This window comes from Buttiauxella noackiae ATCC 51607 (genome assembly GCF_001654865.1).
GTDB classification, from domain to species: Bacteria; Pseudomonadota; Gammaproteobacteria; order Enterobacterales; family Enterobacteriaceae; genus Buttiauxella; species Buttiauxella noackiae.
This window is the reverse complement of the sequence record NZ_LXEO01000047.1, coordinates 19,668-44,106: the sequence shown is the minus strand read 5'-3', so window position 1 is coordinate 44,106 and position 24,439 is coordinate 19,668. Positions and strand designations below refer to the sequence as shown.

The 24,439-nt window shown below is 47.8% G+C and carries 24 protein-coding genes and 3 tRNA genes; 15 read left to right on the top strand and 12 right to left on the bottom strand.

The genetic code is table 11. The annotated features are described in order from the left end of the window. The first annotated feature begins 146 nt into the window (after positions 1-146). Complete coding sequence (gene ascF, locus M979_RS14685) at positions 147-1,604, top strand: PTS cellobiose/arbutin/salicin transporter subunit IIBC (RefSeq protein ID WP_064555373.1); 1,458 nt, start codon at positions 147-149, stop codon at positions 1,602-1,604. A 17-nt stretch (positions 1,605-1,621) separates the two neighbouring features. Further along, a complete protein-coding gene (locus M979_RS14680; protein ID WP_034459532.1) occupies positions 1,622-3,052 on the top strand; it encodes a 6-phospho-beta-glucosidase in 1,431 nt (476 codons plus the stop codon). A gap of 48 nt (positions 3,053-3,100) precedes the next feature. On the opposite strand, the gene M979_RS14675 is transcribed toward M979_RS14680, so the two are convergent. Further along, a complete protein-coding gene (locus M979_RS14675) occupies positions 3,101-4,036 on the bottom strand; it encodes a LysR family transcriptional regulator (protein ID WP_064555372.1) in 936 nt (311 codons plus the stop codon). 170 nt (positions 4,037-4,206) lie between these two features. On the opposite strand from M979_RS14675, the gene M979_RS14670 reads away from it, so the two are divergent. The 3 genes from M979_RS14670 to M979_RS14660 all read left to right on the top strand — a co-directional run bounded on the left by M979_RS14670 (position 4,207) and on the right by M979_RS14660 (position 7,859). Next, positions 4,207-5,541: an MFS transporter gene (locus tag M979_RS14670; protein WP_064555371.1), complete on the top strand. Its 1,335-nt coding sequence runs from the start codon at positions 4,207-4,209 to the stop codon at positions 5,539-5,541. A 14-nt stretch (positions 5,542-5,555) separates the two neighbouring features. Continuing rightward, positions 5,556-6,722, top strand: coding sequence for a M20 aminoacylase family protein (locus tag M979_RS14665; protein WP_064555370.1), 1,167 nt, complete (start codon positions 5,556-5,558; stop codon positions 6,720-6,722). Between the two features lie 120 nt (positions 6,723-6,842). Continuing rightward, positions 6,843-7,859 (top strand): class I SAM-dependent methyltransferase, encoded by a 1,017-nt coding sequence (locus M979_RS14660; RefSeq protein WP_064555369.1) that lies wholly within the window; start codon positions 6,843-6,845, stop codon positions 7,857-7,859. A 34-nt stretch (positions 7,860-7,893) separates the two neighbouring features. On the opposite strand, the gene M979_RS14655 is transcribed toward M979_RS14660, so the two are convergent. The 4 genes from M979_RS14655 to M979_RS14640 all read right to left on the bottom strand — a co-directional run bounded on the left by M979_RS14655 (position 7,894) and on the right by M979_RS14640 (position 10,505). After that, complete coding sequence (locus M979_RS14655) at positions 7,894-8,397, bottom strand: YjjA family protein (protein WP_034459520.1); 504 nt, start codon at positions 8,395-8,397, stop codon at positions 7,894-7,896. Positions 8,398-8,513: 116 nt separating this feature from the next. Beyond that, positions 8,514-9,155, bottom strand: coding sequence for a TetR/AcrR family transcriptional regulator (locus M979_RS14650; protein WP_064555368.1), 642 nt, complete (start codon positions 9,153-9,155; stop codon positions 8,514-8,516). 109 nt (positions 9,156-9,264) lie between these two features. Beyond that, on the bottom strand, positions 9,265-9,738 hold the full coding sequence (locus M979_RS14645; protein ID WP_034459515.1) for a threonine/serine exporter: 474 nt from the start codon (positions 9,736-9,738) through the stop codon (positions 9,265-9,267). After that, positions 9,729-10,505, bottom strand: coding sequence for a threonine/serine exporter family protein (locus M979_RS14640; protein ID WP_064555367.1), 777 nt, complete (start codon positions 10,503-10,505; stop codon positions 9,729-9,731). The genes M979_RS14645 and M979_RS14640 overlap by 10 nt, the downstream gene beginning before the upstream one ends. Before the next feature lie 301 nt (positions 10,506-10,806). On the opposite strand from M979_RS14640, the gene pobA reads away from it, so the two are divergent. From pobA to M979_RS14620, 4 genes are all read left to right on the top strand, one after another. Then, the gene (pobA, locus tag M979_RS14635) at positions 10,807-11,991 is read left to right on the top strand and encodes a 4-hydroxybenzoate 3-monooxygenase (protein ID WP_064555366.1); all 1,185 of its coding nucleotides are present in this window, start codon (positions 10,807-10,809) and stop codon (positions 11,989-11,991) included. Between the two features lie 114 nt (positions 11,992-12,105). Further along, entirely contained in the window at positions 12,106-12,984 is an 879-nt protein-coding gene (locus M979_RS14630) for a helix-turn-helix domain-containing protein (RefSeq protein ID WP_064555365.1), read from the top strand. Positions 12,985-13,170: 186 nt separating this feature from the next. Then, on the top strand, positions 13,171-13,833 hold the full coding sequence (locus tag M979_RS14625; protein ID WP_064555364.1) for a LuxR C-terminal-related transcriptional regulator: 663 nt from the start codon (positions 13,171-13,173) through the stop codon (positions 13,831-13,833). Positions 13,834-13,843: 10 nt separating this feature from the next. Then, entirely contained in the window at positions 13,844-14,548 is a 705-nt protein-coding gene (locus M979_RS14620; protein ID WP_064555363.1) for a helix-turn-helix domain-containing protein, read from the top strand. Positions 14,549-14,597: 49 nt separating this feature from the next. Here M979_RS14620 and M979_RS14615 read toward each other — a convergent pair whose 3' ends face one another. Continuing rightward, positions 14,598-15,056, bottom strand: coding sequence for a YbaK/EbsC family protein (locus M979_RS14615; protein WP_064555362.1), 459 nt, complete (start codon positions 15,054-15,056; stop codon positions 14,598-14,600). 414 nt (positions 15,057-15,470) lie between these two features. On the opposite strand from M979_RS14615, the gene M979_RS14610 reads away from it, so the two are divergent. After that, complete coding sequence (locus M979_RS14610) at positions 15,471-16,817, top strand: PTS sugar transporter subunit IIC (RefSeq protein ID WP_034459503.1); 1,347 nt, start codon at positions 15,471-15,473, stop codon at positions 16,815-16,817. A gap of 45 nt (positions 16,818-16,862) precedes the next feature. Here the strand turns inward: M979_RS14610 and fhuF are convergent, their stop codons facing one another. Further along, positions 16,863-17,651, bottom strand: coding sequence for a siderophore-iron reductase FhuF (fhuF, locus tag M979_RS14605; RefSeq protein WP_064555361.1), 789 nt, complete (start codon positions 17,649-17,651; stop codon positions 16,863-16,865). Between the two features lie 98 nt (positions 17,652-17,749). Then, on the bottom strand, positions 17,750-18,835 hold the full coding sequence (locus tag M979_RS14600) for a GGDEF domain-containing protein (protein ID WP_064555360.1): 1,086 nt from the start codon (positions 18,833-18,835) through the stop codon (positions 17,750-17,752). A gap of 269 nt (positions 18,836-19,104) precedes the next feature. On the opposite strand from M979_RS14600, the gene M979_RS14595 reads away from it, so the two are divergent. Then, positions 19,105-19,347, top strand: a complete 243-nt coding sequence (locus M979_RS14595) for a DUF1435 domain-containing protein (protein ID WP_373977403.1) — start codon at positions 19,105-19,107, stop codon at positions 19,345-19,347. A gap of 50 nt (positions 19,348-19,397) precedes the next feature. Here M979_RS14595 and M979_RS14590 read toward each other — a convergent pair. The 4 genes from M979_RS14590 to rsmC all read right to left on the bottom strand — a co-directional run bounded on the left by M979_RS14590 (position 19,398) and on the right by rsmC (position 20,873). After that, a tRNA-Leu gene (locus tag M979_RS14590) sits at positions 19,398-19,484 on the bottom strand. 34 nt (positions 19,485-19,518) lie between these two features. Then, a tRNA-Leu gene (locus M979_RS14585) sits at positions 19,519-19,605 on the bottom strand. A 29-nt stretch (positions 19,606-19,634) separates the two neighbouring features. After that, positions 19,635-19,721: transfer RNA gene (locus M979_RS14580), tRNA-Leu, on the bottom strand. A gap of 120 nt (positions 19,722-19,841) precedes the next feature. After that, a complete protein-coding gene (gene rsmC / locus M979_RS14575) occupies positions 19,842-20,873 on the bottom strand; it encodes a 16S rRNA (guanine(1207)-N(2))-methyltransferase RsmC (RefSeq protein WP_064555359.1) in 1,032 nt (343 codons plus the stop codon). 108 nt (positions 20,874-20,981) lie between these two features. Between rsmC and M979_RS14570 the strand changes: the two genes are divergently transcribed. The 4 genes from M979_RS14570 (at position 20,982) to prfC (ending at position 24,213) form a co-directional block, all read left to right on the top strand. Beyond that, positions 20,982-21,404, top strand: coding sequence for a DNA polymerase III subunit psi (locus tag M979_RS14570; protein WP_064555358.1), 423 nt, complete (start codon positions 20,982-20,984; stop codon positions 21,402-21,404). Beyond that, a complete protein-coding gene (gene rimI, locus M979_RS14565; RefSeq protein WP_064555357.1) occupies positions 21,373-21,816 on the top strand; it encodes a ribosomal protein S18-alanine N-acetyltransferase in 444 nt (147 codons plus the stop codon). The genes M979_RS14570 and rimI overlap by 32 nt, the downstream gene beginning before the upstream one ends. 16 nt (positions 21,817-21,832) lie before the next feature. Continuing rightward, on the top strand, positions 21,833-22,510 hold the full coding sequence (gene yjjG, locus M979_RS14560) for a pyrimidine 5'-nucleotidase (RefSeq protein WP_064555356.1): 678 nt from the start codon (positions 21,833-21,835) through the stop codon (positions 22,508-22,510). Between the two features lie 113 nt (positions 22,511-22,623). After that, the gene (gene prfC, locus M979_RS14555) at positions 22,624-24,213 is read left to right on the top strand and encodes a peptide chain release factor 3 (protein ID WP_034459486.1); all 1,590 of its coding nucleotides are present in this window, start codon (positions 22,624-22,626) and stop codon (positions 24,211-24,213) included. The last annotated feature ends 226 nt before the right edge of the window (positions 24,214-24,439 follow it).

The window sequence follows — 24,439 nt, the reverse complement described above, 5'->3', positions numbered from 1 at the left end:
AAAATTAGAATTTGATCTGTTTGTTTTCTGTGGTCAATCTAATGTGGAACCGGTTACCTATTTCTCAGACCCCTACACGTCGGCGCGGTGTTACCGGATAAAACATTCATAACTACATGAATTTTAATACGAAAGAGTGGTAGCTCATGGCTAAGAATTATGCGGCAGTATCAAGGTCGATAGTCGACGCAGTTGGCGGTGCGGGTAACGTAAAGGCAGTTACACACTGCATGACACGCTTACGGTTTGTGTTAAATGACGACAGTCGCGTCGATGCCGCACAACTCAAAACAATTAGCGGTGTACTGGGTGTGGTGCGTAGTGAAAACCAGTGCCAGGTCATTATCGGTAACACGGTTTCTCAGGCTTATGCTGAAGTGTTGAAACTCCTGCCAGAAGGCATGCAGCCAGCCGAACCTCCACAAGGCAAAGGCAAAATAACCCTCAAACGTATTGGTGTCGGGATTCTGGATGCGTTGATTGGCACCATGTCACCACTGATTCCAGCCATTATTGGCGGTTCGATGGTGAAACTACTTGCCATGATTCTGGATATGACGGGGGTCTTCGAAAAAGGCTCTTCAACACTCGTTATCCTCAATGTGATTGGTGATGGCGCATTCTTCTTCCTGCCGGTAATGGTTGCTGCATCGGCGGCAGTAAAATTCAAAACCAATATGTCGCTGGCAATTGCGATAGCAGGTGTTTTGGTTCACCCAAATTTTGTTGACCTGATGGCAAAGGCTGCGCAAGGCCAACATGTTGAATTTATGGGGATGTCAGTCACAGCGGTAAAATATACCTACACCGTTATCCCTGCACTGTGCATGACCTGGATTCTCTCGTATATCGAAAGATGGGTTGATCGCATTACGCCGGCGGTAACGAAAAACTTCCTGAAACCGATGCTGATTGTGCTTATCTCCGCACCGATTGCCATCATGCTAATTGGCCCGCTGGGTATCTGGATTGGTACTGGTATTTCTTCACTGGTTTACACCATTCATAGCTATTTAGGCTGGTTGTCGGTCGCAATTATGGGCGCACTGTGGCCACTGCTGGTGATGACCGGGATGCACCGTGTATTTACGCCGTCTATTATTCAAACCATTGCCGAAACGGGTAAAGAGGGCATGGTTATGCCATCTGAAATCGGTGCCAACCTCTCACTCGGCGGTTCATCTTTGGCCGTGGCATGGAAAACGAAAAACCCAGAATTGCGCCAGACGGCACTGGCTGCGGCAGCCTCCGCGATTGTGGCGGGGATTTCTGAACCTGCACTTTACGGTGTGGCGGTTCGTCTGAAGCGCCCACTGATTGCGGCACTTATCAGTGGTTTTGTTTGCGGTGCGGTTGCCGGAATCGGTGGTCTTGCGAGTCATTCAATGGCCTCTCCAGGCTTATTCACCAGCGTACAGTTCTTTGATCCCGCAAATCCAATGAGCATCGTTTGGGTATTTGGCGTGATGATTCTGGCTGTAGTGCTCTCCTTCTTCCTGACATTGCTGCTGGGCTTTGAAGATATCCCGGTTGAACAAGAGCAACGTAACGAAAAAGAACAGGCACAGCCAAACACCGCTATTGCATCTGCAAGCGCTAATTAATTTAGAAGAGGAATCTCATGACAGCATCAACTTTTCCTGATGGTTTTTTATGGGGCGGTGCGATAGCAGCAAACCAGGCTGAAGGTGCATATCTTGAAGGCGGTAAAGGGCTAACCACGGTTGATACCATCCCGCATGGTAAAGACCGTATGTCGGTAAAACTGGGTATCGAAAAGCGTTTTAGCTTGCGTGATGACGAATACTACCCGAGCCATGTCGGTATCGATTTCTATCATCGTTACAAAGAAGACATCGCGCTCATGGCCGAAATGGGTTTCACCGTATTTCGTACTTCCATTGCCTGGAGCCGTATTTATCCGAATGGTGACGAGTTAACACCTAATGCGGAAGGTATCGCTTTTTACCGTGACATGTTTGCGGAGTGCAAAAAATATGGCATCGAACCGCTGGTCACGCTGTGCCATTTCGATGTGCCAATGCATCTGGTGAAGGAGTACGGTTCCTGGCGTAACCGCAAAATGATTGAGTTTTTCACCCGCTATGCACGCACCTGTTTTGAAGCGTTCGATGGGCTGGTGAAATACTGGCTCACCTTCAATGAAATCAATATTTTGCTGCATAGCCCATACTCTGGTGCAGGTCTGGTATTCGAAGAAGGCGATAATAAAGAACAAGTGAAATACCAGGCGACGCACCATGAACTACTGGCAAGCGCCCTGGCAACTAAAATCGCCCACGAAGTGAATCCGAACAACCAGGTAGGCTGTATGTTAGCGGGGGGGAATTTCTACCCATACTCCTGCAAGCCTGAAGATGTCTGGGCGGCGCTGGAAAAAGACCGCGAAAACCTGTTCTTTATTGATGTGCAGGCGCGTGGTGCTTACCCGGCCTATACCAAACGTCTGTTCCGCGAGAAAGGTTTTGAACTTGAAGTGCAACCGGGTGATGACGAGATTCTTAAAAATACCGTCGATTTTGTCTCATTCAGTTACTACGCTTCGCGCTGCGCTTCGGCCGATATGAACGATCAAAACAGCAATGCAGCAAACATCGTGAAATCCCTGAAAAACCCGCATATTCAAGCGAGCGAATGGGGATGGGGAATAGATCCGTTGGGTCTGCGTATCACCATGAACATGATGTACGACCGCTACCAGAAACCGCTGTTCCTGGTGGAAAACGGACTGGGTGCGAAAGACGAAATTAACGAGCAGGGCGAAATCAACGACGACTATCGCATCAGTTATTTGCGTGAGCACATCAAAGCGATGGCTGATGCCATCGATGACGGTATCCCGGTTATGGGTTACACCTCGTGGGGCTGCATTGATTTGGTGTCGGCTTCAACCGGGGAAATGAGTAAGCGCTACGGCTTTATCTACGTTGACCGTGATGATCAGGGCAACGGTACGCTCGCCCGCACACGTAAAAAATCGTTTTACTGGTACAAGAAAGTGATAGCCAGTAACGGTTCTGATTTGAGCTAACCTGTGAGTCATGCGGCCAGGCTTTGTAGCCTGGCCGCCTAAAAATGTTTAAACCCGCACCACCATCTCCAGCGCATCGCTATCCTGCAACCAGTCTCGCGTATTAATCCTCAGCATCTCCATAAAGGTATTCCCAGCCGTTGAAAGCCGGGCGATATTGGGGCACAAAATGCAGATACTGCTGGCCGGAAGGACTTCGCGTAGCACCAGTGGCCGCAGATTCGGGCTATAGCCCGGAAAGCGCAGACGCACTGAGGTCCACATGCTTACCGCATCCGTTTGTTCCATCATGCGCGCCATAATCCATGGCGATGAGCAGTGAATGATGTTTTGCGGTAACGGCAGGTTATAGCGACGAAAAACTTGCCCAAGAATGGAGTGCTCGCCGGGTTCATCCCAGTCCAGCCACGGGTAATTCATTAAATGTTTCAATGAGGTGGTGTGCGTTACGGGGTGCTTATTTCCGGCAATCACCGTGTTGCTCAAAGCGTACAACGTTTCGTAATACATACCGTTTTGCACCGCATTGCTGGCGGTGGTTATCACCGCGATATCCAGCCGTTGGTTTTCCAGCGCATCGTGAATTTGCTGCGGACGACCTTCCATTACGATGAGTTTCACGCCGGGATAACGTGCCTGGAATTGAATTAGCGTATTGGTAAATGGCCCGTAGGAGGCGGCAGAAGTAAAACCTACCCGTAACTGGCGCATTGCTTTGCCAAGCAGATTGTCGATTTCATCCCGTGCCTGATGCAGTGAGCGATCGATGTCTCGGGCATGGCGTAGCAAAACTTGCCCATACTCATTTAACGTTACGCCGCGTGATGAGCGTTGCAGAATCGGCATGCCGATTTCAGCTTCCATTTCCTGAATTGTTTTAGAAATGGCGGGTTGTGTGAGATGTAACGCTTTTGCCGCTTTGCCAATGCTGCCTTGCGCGGCAACTTCCAACAAAATATCTAACTGATTTAGTTTGATTTTCAATTTTCAGCCCCGCCAGGATCATCATCGTGGTGCAAAATTTGCTCTCTAACAATACAAATAAGATAACCAAAGGCATAACTAATTTTTATGATTGTAATGTTCTTTTTTTATGCAGATAGTTAAAACAACCCCAGTTTGTTTACATCTGAGTAACAAAGAAGGACGTATACATGAAACAGCGTGTCAGCTATGCCCAGGTGGATGCCGAGATGTCAGCCTCGCTTCCGTATGATGCGCCGTTGGTCCCGGAGCGCGCTAACGCTAAGTCGTTGGTGGCGGTTACTCTCGGCAATGGCCTCGAGATTTATGATTTTGCGGTTTACAGCTTTTTCTCGGTGATCATTGGTCATCTATTTTTCCCAAGCTCCAATGATTACACCTCATTACTGCTGGCTGTAGGGACCTTTGGGGTTGGATTCGTAATGCGCCCATTGGGCAGTATGGTGTTAGGGAGCTATGCCGATAAACATGGACGCAAATCGGCAATGACAATGATCCTCGGGCTAATGTCTTTAGGGGTAATGATGGTGGCTTTTGCGCCGACCTATAACCAGGCGGGGATCTTAGCTCCTGTCGTATTGGTGGCCGGGCGTATGCTGCAGGGTTTTTCTGCGGGCGGGGAAGTTGGGGCGGCGACCTCATGGTTGATGGAAGCGGGGGATAAATCTCGTCGCGGCGCGCGCGTCAGCTGGCAGATGACAAGTCAGGGCGGTGCGGCTCTTTTTGGTGCGGCGATGGGCGCGGGTTTAAGCCATGCCCTTAGCGAGCAACAGCTTTACGACTGGGGCTGGCGTATTCCGTTTATTGTTGGACTGGCGATTATGCCGATTGGCTTGTACATCCGCCGTCAGCTTGCTGAAACCCACACTGTGACGCCAACTGTTAGCGCAGAAAACCCGACTTTCACGCTGTGGCGTGAACATCGCCGTGCTTTGTCACTGGGCATTTTGCTGGTGATGAAAGGCACTACCACGTTTTACATCATCATCTACTACATGCCCGCTTATATGGTTAACACGCTGCATATGCCTGCCAGCACGTCGTGGTGGGTGAGTTTGACGGCGGCGGCATTAACGCTGGTGGTGCCCTTCTTCGGCGGCAAACTGGCCGATAGGTTACCTCAGCGTAAACCGATCTTGATCGCCTGCGCGTTAGGATCGTTCGCGCTAATCTGGCCGATCTTCGCCACTATTCTGCATGGGGCGCCGCTCGGCATTACCCTGGCACTGATCGCAGTGGATCAGATCCTCGCTAATATCAGTTCCGCAGCCTTTTTCTTGTTGATCCTCGAAGCTTTCCCAAAGGCGGTTCGTGCTTCTGGCATGGCTATGGTTTATGCCATTGGTGTCACGTTGTTTGGTGGATTCGCACAATTGATTGTGACGTGGCTGCTCAAAGTCACCGGGCAACCTATGGCTCCGGCCTGGTATTTGATGTTCTGCGCGGTGGTGACATTTGGCGCATTGCTGGCCTGGCATGAACGAAAAACTTTCTGTGATGAATAAAAAGGAATAACCCTATGCTGATTAAAGAAATTCTCGACCACGAAGAAGAGATGATTGCTATCCGCCGTGATTTCCACCAACACCCGGAATTAGGTTTTGAGGAGTTCCGCACCAGCGATCGCATCGCCGAGTTGCTGACAGAGTGGGGCTATGAGGTGCATCGCGGCCTGGGTGGTACAGGCGTGGTTGGGACGTTAAAGGTTGGCAGTGGTGGTAAGCGTCTGGGCATTCGTGCCGACATGGATGCCCTGCCGATGCAGGAGCAAACGGGGTTGCCGTGGGCGAGCGTAAACGAGGGGAAAATGCATGCCTGCGGTCACGACGGACACTGTGCGATTTTACTCTCTGCGGCGCGATATCTGGCAGAGCAGCGTCCGTTCAACGGCACGCTGCATCTGATTTTCCAACCGTCGGAAGAGTCCATCGGCGGCGCTAAATGCATGATTGATGATGGCTTATTTAAGCTATTCCCTTGTGATGCGGTATTTGGCTTGCACAACTTCCCATTGCTGCCTGCGGGTGAGATCGCCACCAAACCCGGTGCATTGATGGCCTCGTCAGATAGCATGACAATTACGCTTGAAGGTAAGGGTGGCCACGGATCGATGCCGGAACATTGCATTGATCCTACTGTTGCGGGTGCCTCGATCGTGATGGCGCTGCAAACCATTGTGTCGCGCAATGTGGATCCGCAGGATTCCGCTGTAGTGACGGTGGGGAGTCTGCAAAGCGGTACTACGCACAATATCATTCCCCATAGTGCGGTGCTGAAACTCAATATGCGTACTTTCAAAGCTGAAGTACGTGAGGCGGTAAAACAGCGCATTGATAAATTGGTGCACGCTCAGGCGGAAAGCTTTGGAGTGAAGGCGTCAATCGCGGTGGACTTTGGCTACCCGGTAACGGTGAATGATCCTCAACAAACACAATTCGCGTTGCAGATAGCACGCGACGTTTTCGGATCCGATAAAGTCGCCGATCCTTCGCAGGTAAAAAGTGCGATGGGCAGTGAAGACTTTTCATTCATGCTCGAAGAAGTCCCTGGCTGCTATTTGTGGCTTGGCACGGCAACCGGCAACAATGATTACTCGGTTCACCATCCTTTGTATCAGTTTAATGATGCCTGTATTTCGGGTGGTGCGACATACTGGGTCAAACTGACCGAGTCATTTTTACGTTAAATTCCCCCGCTCTCATCCTGCGTAAAGCAGGGTGAGAGTGCCAGTAAATTACAACTTTCTGCTGACGGTAAATAACCCTACATTTTCTAGACTGAAAGAAAACGTGTGTAGGGGTTTAACATGTCCTGGCAGCCTTTTCTCTCAGTGATCCCAGGCTCTGTACCTGCGGATCTGGCCATTAAACATATCTCTTACAGTGATATCAGCGATAGCTGGCCGATGAAAGATCAGGTTTTAGAGCAAATTGATGATATCAACCAGCAGCTAGTCGGTGATCCAACACTCGAAGCCCCGGAAATTTTTCTGGATGGCCAGGGAAAGCGACGGCTACGTTACCGAAACAAGCTTGCAGAACAAGCTTTTATAAATCGTCCCGCACTTGAAGAATGGCGTTGCCAGTTGGTTCCCACCGCTCTTTCACTATGGGCTGTGCAGCATCCTCTTGCCGAGCGGTTGATAAGCGGTAGGGAAATAGATAGCAACAGCCGGGCATGGTTTATACATGCCAATGATGCGCAAGGTGTTCGGTCACGAGCGAAAGTGATGTCGGCGATTGCTGATGTGTATATCAATAATAATGTTACAGGCAACTGGATAAGCCTTGCCTGTGGCGCTGCGGTACCCGTGCTCAGAGCATTGCGCGGTGCGAAATTGCGTGCGCGGAAATTCACTATATTGCTGGTTGATCACGACAGGCAGTCGCTGAAATTTGCGCGTGGCCTTGCGACACAATATGGCCTGGTGGAAGGGCACCATTTTCAGCTGTTAATGAGGAATTTATTCGACCGGATGATAGTCAGTGACAGGCTGGTTCAGGAACTGGGTGAGCAGTCAGCTGAGCTTGTTGATGCTCTGGGGATTTTCGAATATTTTTCGACATCTGAAGCGGTGAGTTTTATTCGCAATGCATTGCGTTTGGTTAAACCCGGCGGTGTGTTGGTTATTTCCAATATGCTCACTTCTAGCCCGCAGCTTGCCTTTTTATTGCGCTGTATCGGTTGGCCAACGCTCTATCCGCGCACTTTGCCTGAGCTTAGAGATATTATTATTGCAGCGGGTGTCGATTTGAAAAATGTCGCCGTTACGTTACCCAGTGATGGTGTATATGCGGTGCTGGAAATAAATGTGAAATCCTGAAACTGCCCCGGAATATCAGGGGCAGGCAATCTGATTAAGACAGGTAATTTACGCCTTGCTTCAGGACAAAATCACACGCCTGAGTTTTGACTTTTTCTGCCAGCGGTGAACTGCCGATGGTTTTCAGATCCAATTGCTGGCCTTTTCCGGTGTTAAGCAAGCCCATCAGTCCCTGAGTGTAATCTTCTGGCGGAGCTTGCTTTGTACCACTATCTAAACCTAATTTATCCATCAACTGATTTTTGATGTTTTCAGGATTGGTTGCTGATACCAGCTTGTTCTTCATGCAGTACTGCAAAATACCTGCCGCATTCGTCATGCTGTCTGAACTCAGGGCTTTAGTGCCGCCCCCAAGCAGGCTGGTCAGTGACGCCATAGAGTTGCCGGTTGTTCCAGTGCTACCGCTGCTGGTAGTGGTTTTGCTTAACTCTGTTGCCGCGCTGGACAGTTGATCCTGCCAGCTTGATGCCATCGCCTGGCCGGTAAATACGGATGTTGCCAGCGCCAGGGCGCCTATAACACGGTTGCTTGCTTTCATCTTTTATACTCTTTTTCGATAACCTGCATCGCAGGAGAATTTTCGCCGAGTATACCGCTTTCTCTGGGCCTGTTGAGCTTCAGAGAGTTCTTAAAGCAGCCAGATGACAAAGTTATTTACGGCCCGATATAGCGCAATACTACTTTTACTGCCATTTCACGGTAATGGGCTGTGCTATCAACCGGCTCCGCGCCATCTTCGAAGAAGTTTGAAAAGGTATAGCTGTTAGCAACATGGTAGAAACTAAAGCTACTAATCAGGCGGTGAACGTCTTTGGCGCAAACCTGCTTATTGAACAGCTGTTTTTCCTGCCCGCGAGTGAGAACATCTTGTAATAATTCCAACGCGCTGCGGTTAATTTCGCGCAGGTAAGCGGACTCTTTTACAAAACGCCCGCGCTGCATGTTTTCCATACAGATAATGCGAATAAAATCTGGGTGTGTCGCATGGAAATCAAACGTCCATTCCACCAGTTCCACCATTGCTTCTACCGGTGGTTGGCCGGAGAGATTGAGCTTGCGCTCACAGCTACGAATTTGGGTGTACACATACTCAAGCACCTGAACATACAGTAGTTCTTTGCTTTTGAAGTGATATACCACCATCCGTTTTGTCGTGTTGGCTTTCTCGGCAATCTGTTCCATGCGTGCGCCGTTAAGGCCAAATTCAGCGAACAAACTAATGGCGCTGAAGAAAATCTTTTCTTTCAGACTGGCGTCATCAAAACGCTCAGGAAGATAAATTTCGTGGGTTTCCACGCAAGGCTCCTTAATGTCATCAGGCCACGGGTAACAGACCTGGCCTGGTGACATTAAAACAAGTTTGCGTGGGCAAAGCACTGATGAGTTAGCGAAGCCCTGAAACACATCACACTCGCGGGCGTTTACGGTAAAGCCACAGGCCAGGAATAGATAAGCCAATCGACAATGCGCCGAGGATAAACGAGGCCTTCAGGAAATTGGTGAGCAGCTGAATCATAAGGTCTTCGGTATAACCAAAGTGGCTGAGTTTTACCGCAGAAATCATTGCGGTGTAGGCAGAAATCCCTGGGAACATGGGAATGACCGCGGCCACGGTGAACACTTTTGGATGGGCCAGGTACCAACGCGACCACTGTATGCCAATCGTGCCTACCAGAAGGGAGGCGATAAACGTACTCCATTCTATGTTCATACCTGCTGCCATCATTGCCATTCGGGAACCGTGGCCAATCGCACCGAGCAGAGCGCAGTAAGGCAAAGCACGCTGCGGGACATTAAACACCAGCGCAAAGCCGACTGCGGGAATCGCCGCAAGCACCATGTCTTGTAGCAACGCCAGTAAAAAATCGATTATTCCCATCCGCGCAGACCCCACAGTGACATAGCCATCACGACACCAATACAGGTAGCAAGCGTTAGTAGGCTCGCCATTGCCCATCTTGCAAGCCCCGTGTTGACGTGACCTTTAAACATATCGGCTACGGCGTTAATCAGCGGAAAGCCCGGTACCAACAGCAGCACACTTGCCGCCATGGCAATGTTTGATGTTGTGGCAAAGGGGCCTTTGGCAATGAGTAACCCAGAAATTGTGGTGGCAACAAATGCCGTAATGCAGAAATTAATTTGCGGGTGTAGATGGCGTGCCGTAAACACCAGCCGAACATACATCGCTACAGAGCTGGCAAGAAAGGCGACGAAGGCACCATCCCACCCGCCTTTATTTAGCTTACAGAAGCAGCCACAAGAGAGGCCAACCATCAGCACCACTAGCCAACGTGGATAGCGCAGCGGTTTTATGTGCGCAAAACGTTTCAAAACATCTTTATGATCCAGAAGCTTATGCTCGGCCATGATCACTATGTGTTGAACTTCCGTCACCACATGCATGTTGATACCGCGGTCGGTGTTTTTACGCGTGGTGGTAAGGCACTGATTGTCTTTTATGGTGCTCAGCACAATAGCATTGGCTGAAATTGAGCTTTCAACGCTATCCATACCTAAGGCAATACCTAGGCGGCAGGAAAGTTCTTCCGCCAGTGCGCTTTCAGCACCATGTTGTAGCAAAAAAAGGCCGCACTGGATGCAAAGGCGAGTCACGTCCCGCTGCGTGTTTACATCTTCCGACATACCTGTCCTATAAAAGCTCGGAGCGCCAACAGCCGCTCAAATTTTAACATCCCTCATTATTAGCATATGCCGCCACCTGCACTCAGGCGCTCCAGATCAACATTTAACGAAATAACCTATTTCGCACACTTTTTCGGCGAACTATGAACTCGCCCACACTCTTTACATGACTTTCGAAAAGTGCACGTTTTAGACCGATATTGGCCTTCTTTTTCCCCCTGATGACGTTAAAAATGCATTAACGAGCAATTGTTAAACATAAAAATAACATTTCAATAACGCACATCAGAGAATGTATCCTATGAAAACTCAGGTAGTGATTATTGGTGCTGGTCCATCGGGTTTGTTGTTGGGACAGTTACTACATAACGCAGGCATCAGCAATGTGGTGCTTGAACGACAATCACCCGAACATGTTTTAGGTCGTATTCGTGCGGGTATCCTGGAAAATGGCACCGTAGATTTATTGCGCGAGGCTGGGGTCAGTAAAAGAATGGACGCGGAAGGGCTAGTCCACGAAGGTGTTGAGTTTCTGGTCGATGGCAGGCGTATTCCTGTTCCGTTAAAAGAACTGACGGGCGGAAAAACGGTGATGGTGTATGGCCAGACGGAAGTGACCCATGATTTGATGGAAGCGCGCCGTGCAACTGCTGCTGTCTCCCTTTACGGCGTTAGCGATGTGCAATTATTTGACATCAAAAGCGATTCTCCATATGTCACTTTTGAGAAGCAGGGTGAAACCTGCCGTATTGATTGTGATTACATTGCGGGTTGCGACGGCTTCCACGGTGTTTCCCGTAAAGCTATTCCTGCGGAAGTCACTCGTGAATACGAACGTGTTTATCCATTCGGCTGGCTAGGGTTGTTGTCCGATACGCCACCTGTGAACCATGAGCTTATTTATGCACATCATGAGCGGGGATTCGTGTTGTGTAGTCAGCGCTCACTAACCAGAAGCCGCTACTATTTACAGGTCCCGCTTAGTGACAATGTTGAATCCTGGCCAGATGAACGCTTCTGGGATGAGCTAAAACAGCGCTTGCCAAAAGAGTTGGCGGAGAAGTTAGTGACTGGTCACTCACTTGAGAAAAGTATCGCCCCATTACGTAGTTTTGTGGTTGAGCCGATGCAATATGGCAACCTTTTCCTGGTGGGTGATGCGGCTCATATTGTGCCGCCGACCGGAGCAAAAGGATTAAATCTTGCCGCATCTGATGTGAATTACCTGTATCGGATTTTGAGCAAGGTGTATCACGAAGGGCGAACTGATTTACTGGAGACTTATTCACCCATGGCGTTGCGTCGAGTGTGGAAAGGGGAGCGTTTTAGCTGGTTTATGACCAATCTGCTTCATGATTTCGAAGGCATGGATGAGTTTGACCGTAAGATGCAGCAGGCCGACCGTGAATACTATCTGGCTTCGCGCGCAGGGTTGACAACAATTGCCGAAAACTATGTCGGATTACCATTCGAACTTGTTGAATAAGCCCAACCCAAAATAATTCAAGTTGTGGGAAGGTGAGCAACTAACCCATCAACAAAGTATGCTGGGTATATACTGATTCGGCATAGCATTCTGTTTATGCACAAAGAGGATGTCATGAGCCTGAACACCAGTATTCCGGTATTTAAACTTTATGGTGAAAGCCGGAACTGGCCTGCTGCGGATCTGCTGCATTGCGAGTCTATCCACAGCCGCAGTAGCCTTTATGAATGGCATATTCGTACGCATCAGCATGCTGATTTGGTTCAACTGCTTTATTTACATAAAGGTCAGGTGGAGATAGACATTGAGGGCTCTACGCACCATGTGACGCACGCCTGTATTCAAGTTGTTCCGGCCTTGTGCGTGCATGGTTTTAAATTTTCGCCAGGTGCGCAGGGCTACTCACTCTCTTTTTCAGCGCCTTTAATAACGCAGTTTGAACAACAGTTTGGTCGCCCTTTGCAGGTGCTTTCGCAAGCCACCTGTCTGCCGGTGAAAGGCTCGCGTAGGCAAATTAATACGCTGTTTAGCACCCTGCAAAGTGAGTATGAGGGCCAGGGCGAAGCGCGCGATATGATGTTGCATTCACTCATTAGCGCCTTGCTGGTTTGGCTTAATCGGCAATGTACCCCAACCCCGAGCGGTAATTCGCGTGTTGAGCGAAAACGTTCGGTGATTCATCATTTTAACCAACTCGTTGAACGACATTATCGTGAACAGCTTTCGGTAACGCATTATGCAAGTGTCGTGGGCCTATCCAGTGTGCATTTAAATAATCTGTGTCATGAGTTTTATGGCTACAGCGCACTAAACGTATTGCATCAAAGATTGTTGCTTGAAGCCCGGCGCAGCTTGCTCTACACCAGCATGACAGTCAGTCAAATCTCTGATTATCTCGGTTTTAGTGACTCAACCTACTTTTCACGTTTTTTCCGTCGCCATATGGGGACCACGCCAAAAGATTTTCGTAATCATCCAGTGCGGGCTCTTTAAGCTAACTTCCTGTTTGACAGTAATTATTTATATAAAATTAGTGCTTTCTCTTTCATCACTCTATTGGTTTTTTTCTAATAAATATAATGGCGTGAATTTTATTTTCATTGGGATTATTTGTTGTTTTTCATGTATATCTATTATCCTTTCTTTATTTATTGTTGATATATTGATCAAGGGAATGATATGAAAAACACTATCACTATAAGTAATGAGTTAAGCCAAATAATGATTGTTGTGCCTTGTGTGTTAACGACAGCAGGGATAATTCACCAGCTAAAAATAGGGCCAGGAATTAAAGAGGCAATTAATATTATCAGAAATATTGATGGCGCTTATGATGAAGTGTTAAAAACACCTGGCTCCATAGTTGTTTTAAATATCAGTAACTCATCAAAGCAATTAGCTGATGAGATAAGGTTTATTAAGTGGTATAGAAAGGAACAGCCAAATAGAAATATTGTTATTTACACTCATAATCATAAGGTTAGTATCCTTAAGTATCTTTCATCTTTGGGGGTACGAGTCATTATATCTCAATATGAATTACCCACAATATTCATGGAGCTGTTAATAAAATCACTATCTAGTAGCATAACCCTACATAGCCCCATGATTAAAAAAATACTGCAAGAACAGTTATCTTGTGAACTTACGTTGTGCGAGATTCAGGTAATCGAGCAGCTATTTTTAGGCCATAACGTCACTCAAATAGCTCAGCACTTGGGGCGTGATATCAGAACAGTAAGCTCGCATAAAAGACATGCAATGCAAAAGCTAGGATTACATTGTGATAAAGATCTCCATGTTTTGAGCTGCGAGATTACAGGGAAGTCATTGTTTTTATAAGGAGGTTAATATGTCAGAAATTAAAGAAAGTCTCTTTATGCATAACCCATATTGCCGGGTGGTAGTTATTAGTAAACGCCCTATGATGAGAGAAGGTTTACAGGTCGTTATGAAAAAAAAAGCGACAGAATCTTCGCAGATTTTATTGGCGGATTATTTAGATCTAAGTTCAGAAATCCTGGATAAAGTTGATGTTGTTATGATTGAACTGGATAGTTCTCAACAGGAAATTATAGAACAATGTGAATATCTGAACCATCTTAAAAGCAAATCTCGGCATGTAAGATGGATATTTATTGTGCCTGCGCATTTGCGGAATATCGCGGTTGAACGATTGCTGACAGCCAAAACTTCGTTGCTTTCGTTACATGAGCCGATGAGCAGTATTATCGAACATGTATTTAATAACGTTGGTGACGCTGAAAGAATCAGCAAATATCTTTTGCAGGAGCAAGTATCACAGCCATCGATTACTGATACGGTCAAAACGAACTTAACTTTTTCAGAATGCCGCGTTTTACGGCTTATTAGTAAAGGTTGGAAACTGGTGCAAATTGCGACACTACTAGAAAAAAATTACAAAACCGTTAGTGCGCAGAAAAAAAGTGCTATGCGCCGGTTGGCACTTAAAACAGATGCTGAAATGTATGCCTGGATATTCAGCGATCGTGGAAAGCGGGAGTTAAGTATTCCACCATATAATCAAGGGATATGAAAATAATGAGGTACGACTGAGGAGGTCAAATCCGTCCTCAGTCTCCTGATTATTGGCACACATCTACCCAATGAGCAGCGGTGAGTTCTGCCAAACGAACAGGGGAAATGCGCACCGCACTATGAATGGCCCCGGCTGCAGGTAAAACCTCCTCGTACTGTTTCAGCGAAATATCGCAATAAACTGTTAACGGATTTTCCAGTCCAAAAGGACACACTCCTCCCACCGGGTGGCCTGTCCAGGTCACAACCTCATCGCTACTCAGCATGCGAGCCTTTGCACCAAAAACTGTTTTAAGTTTTTTATTATCCAACCGAGCGTCACCTTTCGCGACAACCAGCACTACTTGATCCTTCACTTTCAACGACAGTGTCTTAGCAATTTGCCCAGGCTCGACGTTATGGGCGACCGCAGCTAAAGCAACGGTTGCGGTGCTTTTATTCAATTCAATGATATCGATATCGGGGGCGTTTTCGGCAAAGAATTGCCGGACGGACTGCAGGCTCATGCTTTTCTCCCATTCTGGTCAGCAAATAATTTGGCATAAGTATGTGCTATATGTAAACCAGTGGAGCCGCCCATTATTGTGTTGAATGAAAGGGTGACGTTGTGATGTGAATGACTTAAAGAAGCTAAAGTTTCAGTGATTTCTGGATCTTCTTCACATTCGCTGCAACCGGTTTCAGTAACCGGTTGCAGCGCGTGAATTAGCGATGAATACTGAAATGGTCACACACCTGTACCCAATAATAAGAGCAGCCTATGAAACCGATTTTTTTATGCTGTGCCACTGCTGTCGAATCGAAAGCTGTATCTAAAAAGGTCCCGGTTTCGGGAATGAATTCTATGAATCACGGACTGTTGCGCGGCAAGACTTTTTCCGCCGATACATCCGCGTTGATAGCCTGACTGGAGTTCCGATATGTCTACCAATCATGCAGCTTTTAATTTGATTTTCCGTTTTGTAGAAAACTACGTTAGTCCAATCGCTGGGCGAATCTCTTCACAGCGTCATGTCATGGCGATCCGTGATGGGTTTATTTCTGCGATGCCATTTATGATTGTCGGTTCGTTTTTATTGGTCTTCGCATACCCACCTTTCTCGCCAACCACTACCTGGGGATTTGCTCGCGCGTGGTTGGATATGGCGAAACAGTTTGAAGGGCAAATTCTTACGCCGTTTGATATGACGATGGGCATCATGTCTATCTACATTTGTGCGGCCATTGCCTATAACCTCGGTAAACATTACGTGAAGTCGCACGGCCTGGACCCATTCATGTGTGCGATGCTGTCATTGATGGCATTCCTGCTGGTGGCGGCTCCGAAAACCAAAGGTGTCATGCCAATGGATAGCCTGGGCGGCACGGGGATCTTTACTGCGATCCTGGTTGCGATTTACTGCGTCGAGATGATGCGCTTCCTCAAAGCACACAATATCGGGATCAAGCTTCCAGATCAGGTTCCACCGATGATCAAAAACTCCTTTGATCTCCTGATTCCAGTATTAGTTGTTGTCCTGACGCTTTACCCGCTGAGTTTGTTTATTCAATCTGAGTTCAGCATGTTGATCCCACAGGCGATTATGTCAGTGTTTAAACCTCTGGTATCTGCTGCTGACTCATTGCCTGCGATTCTGCTGGCGGTGCTGATTGGCCACCTGTTGTGGTTTGCTGGGATTCATGGCGCGGCTATCGTTTCCGGGATGCTGCAAATGTTCTGGCTGACTAACCTCGGGATGAACCAGAGTGCGCTGGCTCAAGGCGCTCCGTTACCACATATCTTTATGGAAGCGTTCTGGACGTTCTTTATCGTCGTCGGTGGTTCCGGTGCAACAATGGGTCTGGTGATTTGCTACCTGCGCAGTAAATCAGCCCACCTGCGTTCCATTGGTCGTCTGAGTATCGTTCCAACGTGTTTTAACATTAACGAACCCGTCATTTTCGGTACACCAATCGTTATGAACCCAGTGTTCTTCATTCCTTTCCTGCTGGCACCAATGGTTAACGCTGTATTGGCATGGGGCGCGATGAAGATGGATCTGATTGGTCGCGTAATTTCAGTTGTTCCGTGGACCGCTCCGGCACCAATCGGTGCGGCCTGGGCTCTGGGCTGGGATTTCCGCGCGGCGATTCTGGTGATTTTGCTGGCTGTCGTTTCCGCCATCATCTACTTCCCGTTCTTCAAAGTGTACGAGAAGCAGTTGTTGGAACAAGAAGCGGAAGAAGCACAGAAATCATCTGGAGAAGAGAGCCAACAGGCTGCTTAAAGATAGTACGAGAAGTGAAACAAAACGGTGGGGAAACCCACCGTTTTACTTTAACGTGCAGTCACCGCAGCGTTGGACATCTGGCAGTTTATAACGTTGGCAGCAGGTGCGACGTACCAGCAAACCTTCACTGAGAATGACGGTACGGAAGAGGGGATTATCCTGCCCATTCTTCAGCTGTTTTTCAAAGAAACAGAGATGACGCAACTCGGCAATTGTCGATTCATCCAGCAATTCTCTGATCTCGCCAATAAACCAGTTCAGCAGATAGCCCGTATTACTCCAGATGAGTTTTCCATTGATATCACCACTTTTTTCCAGAGCATCAACGATGGGCATTAACCCTTTAATCAGCAGCTTTTCAAAGCGTTGGGTTAACGACATTGTCGTTGCCATCTTATCTTCCTGAACGTCTAGCCAGAAAGTAGCAGCTCTACCTGTTTCATGAAACTCAACATGAATATGTTGCGGGGTTATATCCAGTGCGCGAGGTTGGGTAATCAATGCCATGACCAGCGGTGGAACCAGTAAGCCAAGATACCATTGTGCCCATAGCGATTTTAGCGGCTTCCCTTCACGCGCAAGGTTTGGCTGGTTCCGGTAAATGTGGTCACTGTAGCAGGCGAGAAGCGAGTTTAAGGTCGTAGGTTGTGTCCACTGATGCAGAGTCAGGCTGGTGTGAGGCACAGGTTCATTGAGTTTGATGATGTCGTTGAAGTACGGTCGATGCACAGCAAAATACGCACGTAGCTCATCTGCAAGCGGGGATTGCGGGCTCGTAAATGGCGGCTGCCATGACAAATCATTAATAAACTGTGAAGACTGAAACGACATCGGTAAACAAAACCACTAATACAAATGATAATGATTGCCAATCCTATCTATAGATAATGCCTTTAGCAAGGTGGTTTTGTGTTCAAGGCATTTGGCCGTTAAAAATGAGCGGTTTCTGTTTGTGCGGGAAGGAGAGTTTCGCTGACAAAGATGCTGTTACGGCCCTGTCGTTTGGCACGATAAAGAGCGCCATCAGCTTTGCGTAATGCTTCTTCAATATCGTGCTGCTCAAGTGCTGCAAGGCCAATACTTATTGTAAGGTGGGTCGCCACGCTTTTGTTAAACATGTGCTGAATATTTAAATCATAAACGCGTTTGCGAATGCGCTCTGCTGTTTGCAAGGCTTGTTCAGCATCAACATCAACCAGTAAGACCATAAACTCTTCACCGCCATAACGCGTGACGACATCACGTGAACGTACAGCGTCACGAATGGCTGCAGAGACATGGGTCAGGGCTTTATCACCCATGTTATGGCCGTAGTTATCGTTGTATGCTTTAAAGTGGTCGATATCCAGCAGCAGTATATAATGCTGGCCGCTGCCGACTGAGAGCAGAGTATCAAAACGGTTTTTGAATCCGCGGCGGTTATTCAAACCAGTAAGCGGATCTAACATGCTCAGATCGTTAAGAGTTTCTTTTTCTTCAAGTAATTTATTCATCAAACGACGCGTAAAGTTATCATGACGCTGATGAATGATATGTTGAATGGTAATCCCCACACCCGGTAGAACAATGGAATATAATAAGCGTGGCCAGTTTGCACCTTGATCAAGCCAGAATATGGTTAAGGTGACAGGCAGACATGCGGCAAGAAATGCTTGTATATTATTAATATAAGAGATTGCGCCAATAAATAATATTGCCAACAAGGCGATAATTAAAAAAGAAACATCTTTATTTGGCATAGCAGAGACTTTTATATAGATATGCCCCGCCCAGAGTAAGCCAATTATTAACGAAATGAAGTTAATGTTAATTAATTTCTTTTTATTTACCAGTTGCCAGAGCAGACAGGACAGGCTTACCACCAGCACCATAACAATGGGTACTGTAATATGTTGCGTATTAGTTGCCGGGGATATCATGCTAAATCCCGCAGAAAACGCATTCAATAATAAAAATAAACGCAAAGAGAGTTGATGTTTCCCTTTGAGTAAAGTGGACCAATTTGTTGCTGTCATATCAAAAATAGTTCTTTCGACTCATGCCCGACATTATGCTGCGAATGAAGTAGGAAAATATATCCGGAGAGTGATTACTTCATGTAGGTATAAAGATGTTAATCAGAGATTTAACATTATGGTTCAATCTATCACCTTACTGAATATATGTCATCTGATGATGCGGAAAGCTTAACATTTCTAATGTAAAACTGACGATACGCTATCGCTGACAAACGAGAAATAATATCATATGATATTGGTTATCATTACCAATTGATGAGATAGCGATGATGTTACAACGTCAGTTAGAAAGTGCATGGGGTGTGCTAATACCGGGAGGCATCGTCGCCGCGTTACTGTATCTTGATCTTTCTTTTAGTCAGTGGCGAGTGTTGATTGTATTGGGATTATTGGTGACCACGGCCATGCTGTACCATAAACGGTTACGTCATTTTGTGTTAATACCATCATGCGTTGCATTTGCCAGTGGGCTTGCGCTGGTGATGATGAATTTGGGAACGATGAGATAGCGGGACAAGCTCGAGGAAAAACAGAGTGTTGCTTAGAAGTTGATAAGAATTGGTGCGAAGAGAGGGACTTGAACCCTCACGCCCGTTAGAGCACTAACACCTGAAGCTAGCGCGTCTACCAATTCCGCCACCTTCGCAAATCAAGTCTTATCTAAGATACCGCCTTCGCATTGGTGCGAAGAGAGGGACTTGAACCCTCACGTCCGTAAGAACACTAACACCTGAAGCTAGCGCGTCTACCAATTCCGCCACCTTCGCGCAGTGCGAACGATATCTTGCGTGGTTAATGGTGCGAAGAGAGGGACTTGAACCCTCACGTCCGTAAGAACACTAACACCTGAAGCTAGCGCGTCTACCAATTCCGCCACCTTCGCATACCCACAACACCGAAGTATTGTAACCACGGAGGCGCATTCTAGATGTTTTCTGCGCGTCGTCAACAGTTAATTTGGTGCCGCTTTTCTAATCGCTGGAAAAAACGGCACTGCGTTATATTAACGCTTCTTCACGCCACGCATAACAACTGAGCGGTAAACTTTGAAACGGCCTGTCTGAGCGATCACTTCGTGGTTACCAAAGGTTTCGTCCAGTACATCCGGATACGCGAGGAAGGCGTTCGCTACGATACGCAATTCACCGCCCATATTCAGATGGCGGACTGCGCCGCGAATCAGCTGGTGAGCTGCATCAAGGCTAGTTTGCAGGCCGTCATGGAACGGCGGATTTGAGATAATCATGTCAAAACGACCATTCACTTCGGAATAGACGTTACTGGCAATAACTTCACCTTCAATCTCATTTGCAGCAAGTGTTGCACGGCTTGCCGCAACGGCAGGAGCAGAAACATCACATAAAGTCAGACGGACTTTAGGAGAGTGCTTAGCCAGTGAAACCGCCAGCACGCCAGCGCCACAACCCACATCCAGTACTTTACCTTTGGTATGTGGCGTCAGGGTGGAGAGCAGCAATTTACTGCCGGTATCCAGGCCATCGCGGCTAAATACGCCAGGCAGAGTTTTGACGGTCAGATTTTCGTGTTGGTACTCATCCCACCAGGAGTTCTCATCAAACTGCGGCTGTGTTTCCAGGCGACCGTGATAGAGGCCACAACGGCGTGCGCTATCGATTTTGTTGAGTGGGCAAAATTCAGCGAGCATCTGCTCAGCACTGCGCACACCGCTACGGTTTTCACCAACAACAAAAATATCGCTGCCAATGGGCATCAACGACAAAATATTCATCAACTGGAACTGAGCTTCTGGCTTATTCTTCGGCCAGTAGTAAATCAGGGTATTGCAGTCACCAATGATGCTGGCGTCAGCCACCAGGCCGTATTGTGCATCTTCTCCCATCTGAGCGCTTAATACCTGCCAGTGGTGAAATTGTTGGGTATGAACGCGACTTGCTGCCGTTTCGAAACGGGCTGGCAGGTCGTCTTGTAAGTCACCGGCAAACAGCACGCGGCTTTCGGTAAAATCATCGCTATGGCGCAGCAGCACTTCACTTGCCGGGGTTAACGCAGTCATCAAATTACTCCTGGAAAATCAGAACCGGGATTATAGAGCTTTAATGGCGCATATTCGATGAATTTGCTATATTTGCGCCCCAATTGGCACTCTCTATCTGGTTTCGCTATGCCTCATATACCTTTGCGACGTGACTGGTTGTTACAACAACTGGGCATTACCCAGTGGGAGTTGCGGCGCCCGGCTGTGTTGCAGGGCGAAATTGCAGTCTCACTGCATGAAAATGTCAGACTACTGATGGTCGCCGAAGTGCTTCCTGATTTAAGCGATCCGTTAGTTAACGATGTTTTGCGTAGCCTGAATCTGGATTCACAGCAGGTCATGCAACTGACACCAGAACGGGCCGCGATGCTACCAGGTGATAGCCGCTGTAATAGCTGGCGATTGGGAGTGAGTGAATCTCTTCCCATACCTGGCGCGCAATTAGCGACCCCCGAATTAAACGAGCTTTATCAAAATGGCGCCGCTCGACAGGCGTTGTGGCAGCAAATTTGTGAACATGAAAACGATTTCTTCCCTCACCACAAATGACTTAAGCGCGGCTTACACTATAGAGCAGCGCAGCCATGCTTTCCCATGGAGTGAAAAGACCTTCGCCAGTAACGTAGGCGAGCGTTATTTGAATTTTCGCCTTGATGTTGATGGCAAAATGGCGGCATTTGCGGTGACACAAGTCGTGTTGGATGAAGCGACGCTGTTCAATATTGCGGTTGACCCTGATTTTCAACGCCAGGGTTTGGGTCGCCAGTTGCTGGAGCATTTAATCAGTGAACTGGAAGCGCGAGATGTATTTACCCTGTGGCTTGAAGTGCGCGCCTCTAATCACGCGGCTATAGCACTCTACGAGAGCCTGGGCTTTAACGAGGCGACTATTCGTCGCAATTACTACCCCACAAAAGAGGGTCGGGAAGATGCCATTATCATGGCATTACCACTGAATTAATCGAAAAGGTGTGTTGATGAACTGGGACTGGATTTTATTTGATGCTGACGAAACGCTATTTACCTTTGACGCTTTCGGCGGCTTGCAGCGGATGTTTCTCGATTATAGCGTGACCTTTACCGCTGAAGACTTCCAGGATTACCAGGCGGTTAACAAACCTTTGTGGACCGATTATCAGAACGGCACCATTAGCGCGCTTCAGTTACAGCACCAGCGTTTTGAGGGATGGTCTGAAAGATTGTCAGTGCCTGCGGGCGACCTGAACGCGGCATTTCTTAACGCTATGGCCGAGATTTGCGTGCCGCTTCCAGGCGCGGTTTCCCTACTTAATGCATTAAAAGATAAAGTAAAAATCGGTATTATTACTAACGGTTTTACAGCGTTGCAGCAAATTCGCCTGGAGCGCACCGGTTTGCGTGATTATTTCGATTTGCTGGTGATTTCTGAACAGGTCGGTGTCGCGAAACCCGATCGTAAGATTTTTGATTACACCTTTGAGCAAATGGGCCAGCCGCCACGCGACCGAGTATTGATGGTTGGCGACACCGCAGAATCAGATATTTTAGGCGGCATGAACGCAGGAATTGCCACCTGCTGGCTCAATGCCCACGGACGAAGCTTACCGGAAGGCATTATGCCAACCTGGGAAGTGGCCTCACTGAGTGAACTGGAGCGACTGTTGTGTAATTCATGATTGCTTGGGTACAACGCTGATTGTTAAACCAGACCTGATGGGTAAAATAGCCGCCAGGTAACGTTCATTTGCCGCGCCGTTAACTCTGCGTGGAATACACAGAAGATTTCATTATGACTTTGTCTCCTTTTTTGCAAGAAGTGGGGAAACGCCGCACTTTTGCGATCATTTCTCACCCCGATGCCGGTAAAACGACCATCACTGAAAAAGTTTTGCTTTTCGGACAGGCCATTCAGACCGCCGGTACGGTAAAAGGCCGTGGTTCCAGCCAGCATGCTAAATCTGACTGGATGGAAATGGAAAAGCAGCGTGGTATCTCGATTACCACATCTGTCATGCAATTCCCGTATCACGACTGCCTGGTTAACCTCCTCGATACCCCAGGGCACGAAGACTTCTCCGAAGATACTTATCGTACTCTGACTGCGGTTGACTGTTGTTTGATGGTTATCGACGCCGCGAAAGGTGTAGAAGATCGTACCCGTAAATTGATGGAAGTTACCCGTCTGCGTGATACGCCAATTCTCACCTTTATGAACAAACTCGACCGCGACATCCGCGACCCGATGGAAGTGATGGATGAAGTGGAACGCGAGCTGAAAATCGCCTGTTCACCGATCACCTGGCCTATCGGCTGCGGCAAGCTGTTCAAAGGTGTTTATCACCTTTATAAAGACGAAACTTATCTTTATCAGACGGGTAAAGGTCACACCATTCAGGAAGTGCGCATCGTCAAAGGGCTAGATAACCCAGAGCTTGATGCTGCTGTTGGTGAAGATCTTGCCGCGCAGCTGCGTGACGAGCTGGAACTGGTTCAGGGTGCTTCCCACGAATTTGACCGTGAACTGTTCCTTGAAGGTGAACTGACGCCAGTCTTCTTCGGTACTGCGTTGGGTAACTTTGGTGTTGACCATATGCTCGATGGCCTGGTTGAGTGGGCTCCGGCTCCGATGCCACGCAAAACAGATACCCGTGAAGTTCAGGCTGCGGAAGAAAAGTTCACCGGCTTTGTGTTTAAAATTCAGGCCAACATGGACCCGAAACACCGCGACCGCGTTGCGTTTATGCGTGTGGTTTCCGGTAAGTACGAAAAAGGCATGAAACTGCGCCAGGTTCGCACCGGTAAAGATGTGGTGATTTCTGATGCGTTGACCTTTATGGCGGGTGACCGTTCACACGTTGAAGAGGCGTATCCAGGCGATATTATCGGTCTGCATAACCACGGCACCATTCAGATTGGTGATACCTTCACTCAAGGCGAAATGATGAAGTTCACCGGTATTCCGAACTTCGCACCTGAACTTTTCCGTCGTATTCGTCTGCGCGACCCATTAAAGCAGAAGCAGTTGCTTAAAGGTCTGGTTCAGCTTTCTGAAGAGGGCGCGGTACAGGTATTCCGTCCAATCGCCAACAACGATCTGATTGTTGGTGCGGTCGGTGTGCTGCAGTTCGACGTGGTTGTGGCGCGTCTGAAAAGTGAGTACAACGTTGAAGCGATTTACGAGTCGGTCAACGTCTCAACGGCGCGTTGGGTAGAAAGCACTGACGTTAAGAAGTTTGAAGAATTCAAACGCAAAAACGAAATGCAGTTGGCGCTTGATGGCGGTGATAACCTTGCTTATATCGCTCCAACAATGGTCAACCTGAACCTGACACAAGATCGTTATCCAGAAGTTTCGTTCCGTAAAACCCGCGAGCACTAATCGTCTCTCAGGGCGCGGCAGCCGTCGCGTCCTGCTACTTTTCCCGTCTTATTAATCCCTTACGGATTGTTCTTAATTTCCCGCATTTCCTTCATGTTCATCCACTTTCGCCATGCAATTCCGTGATTGTTGTCTATATTTAACAAACCAGTGACAAATTGGTTGGTTGAAAATGCCACGTAAATGAAGATTTCTGGCGAGTTCATTCGTACTAATTTTTCCTGGC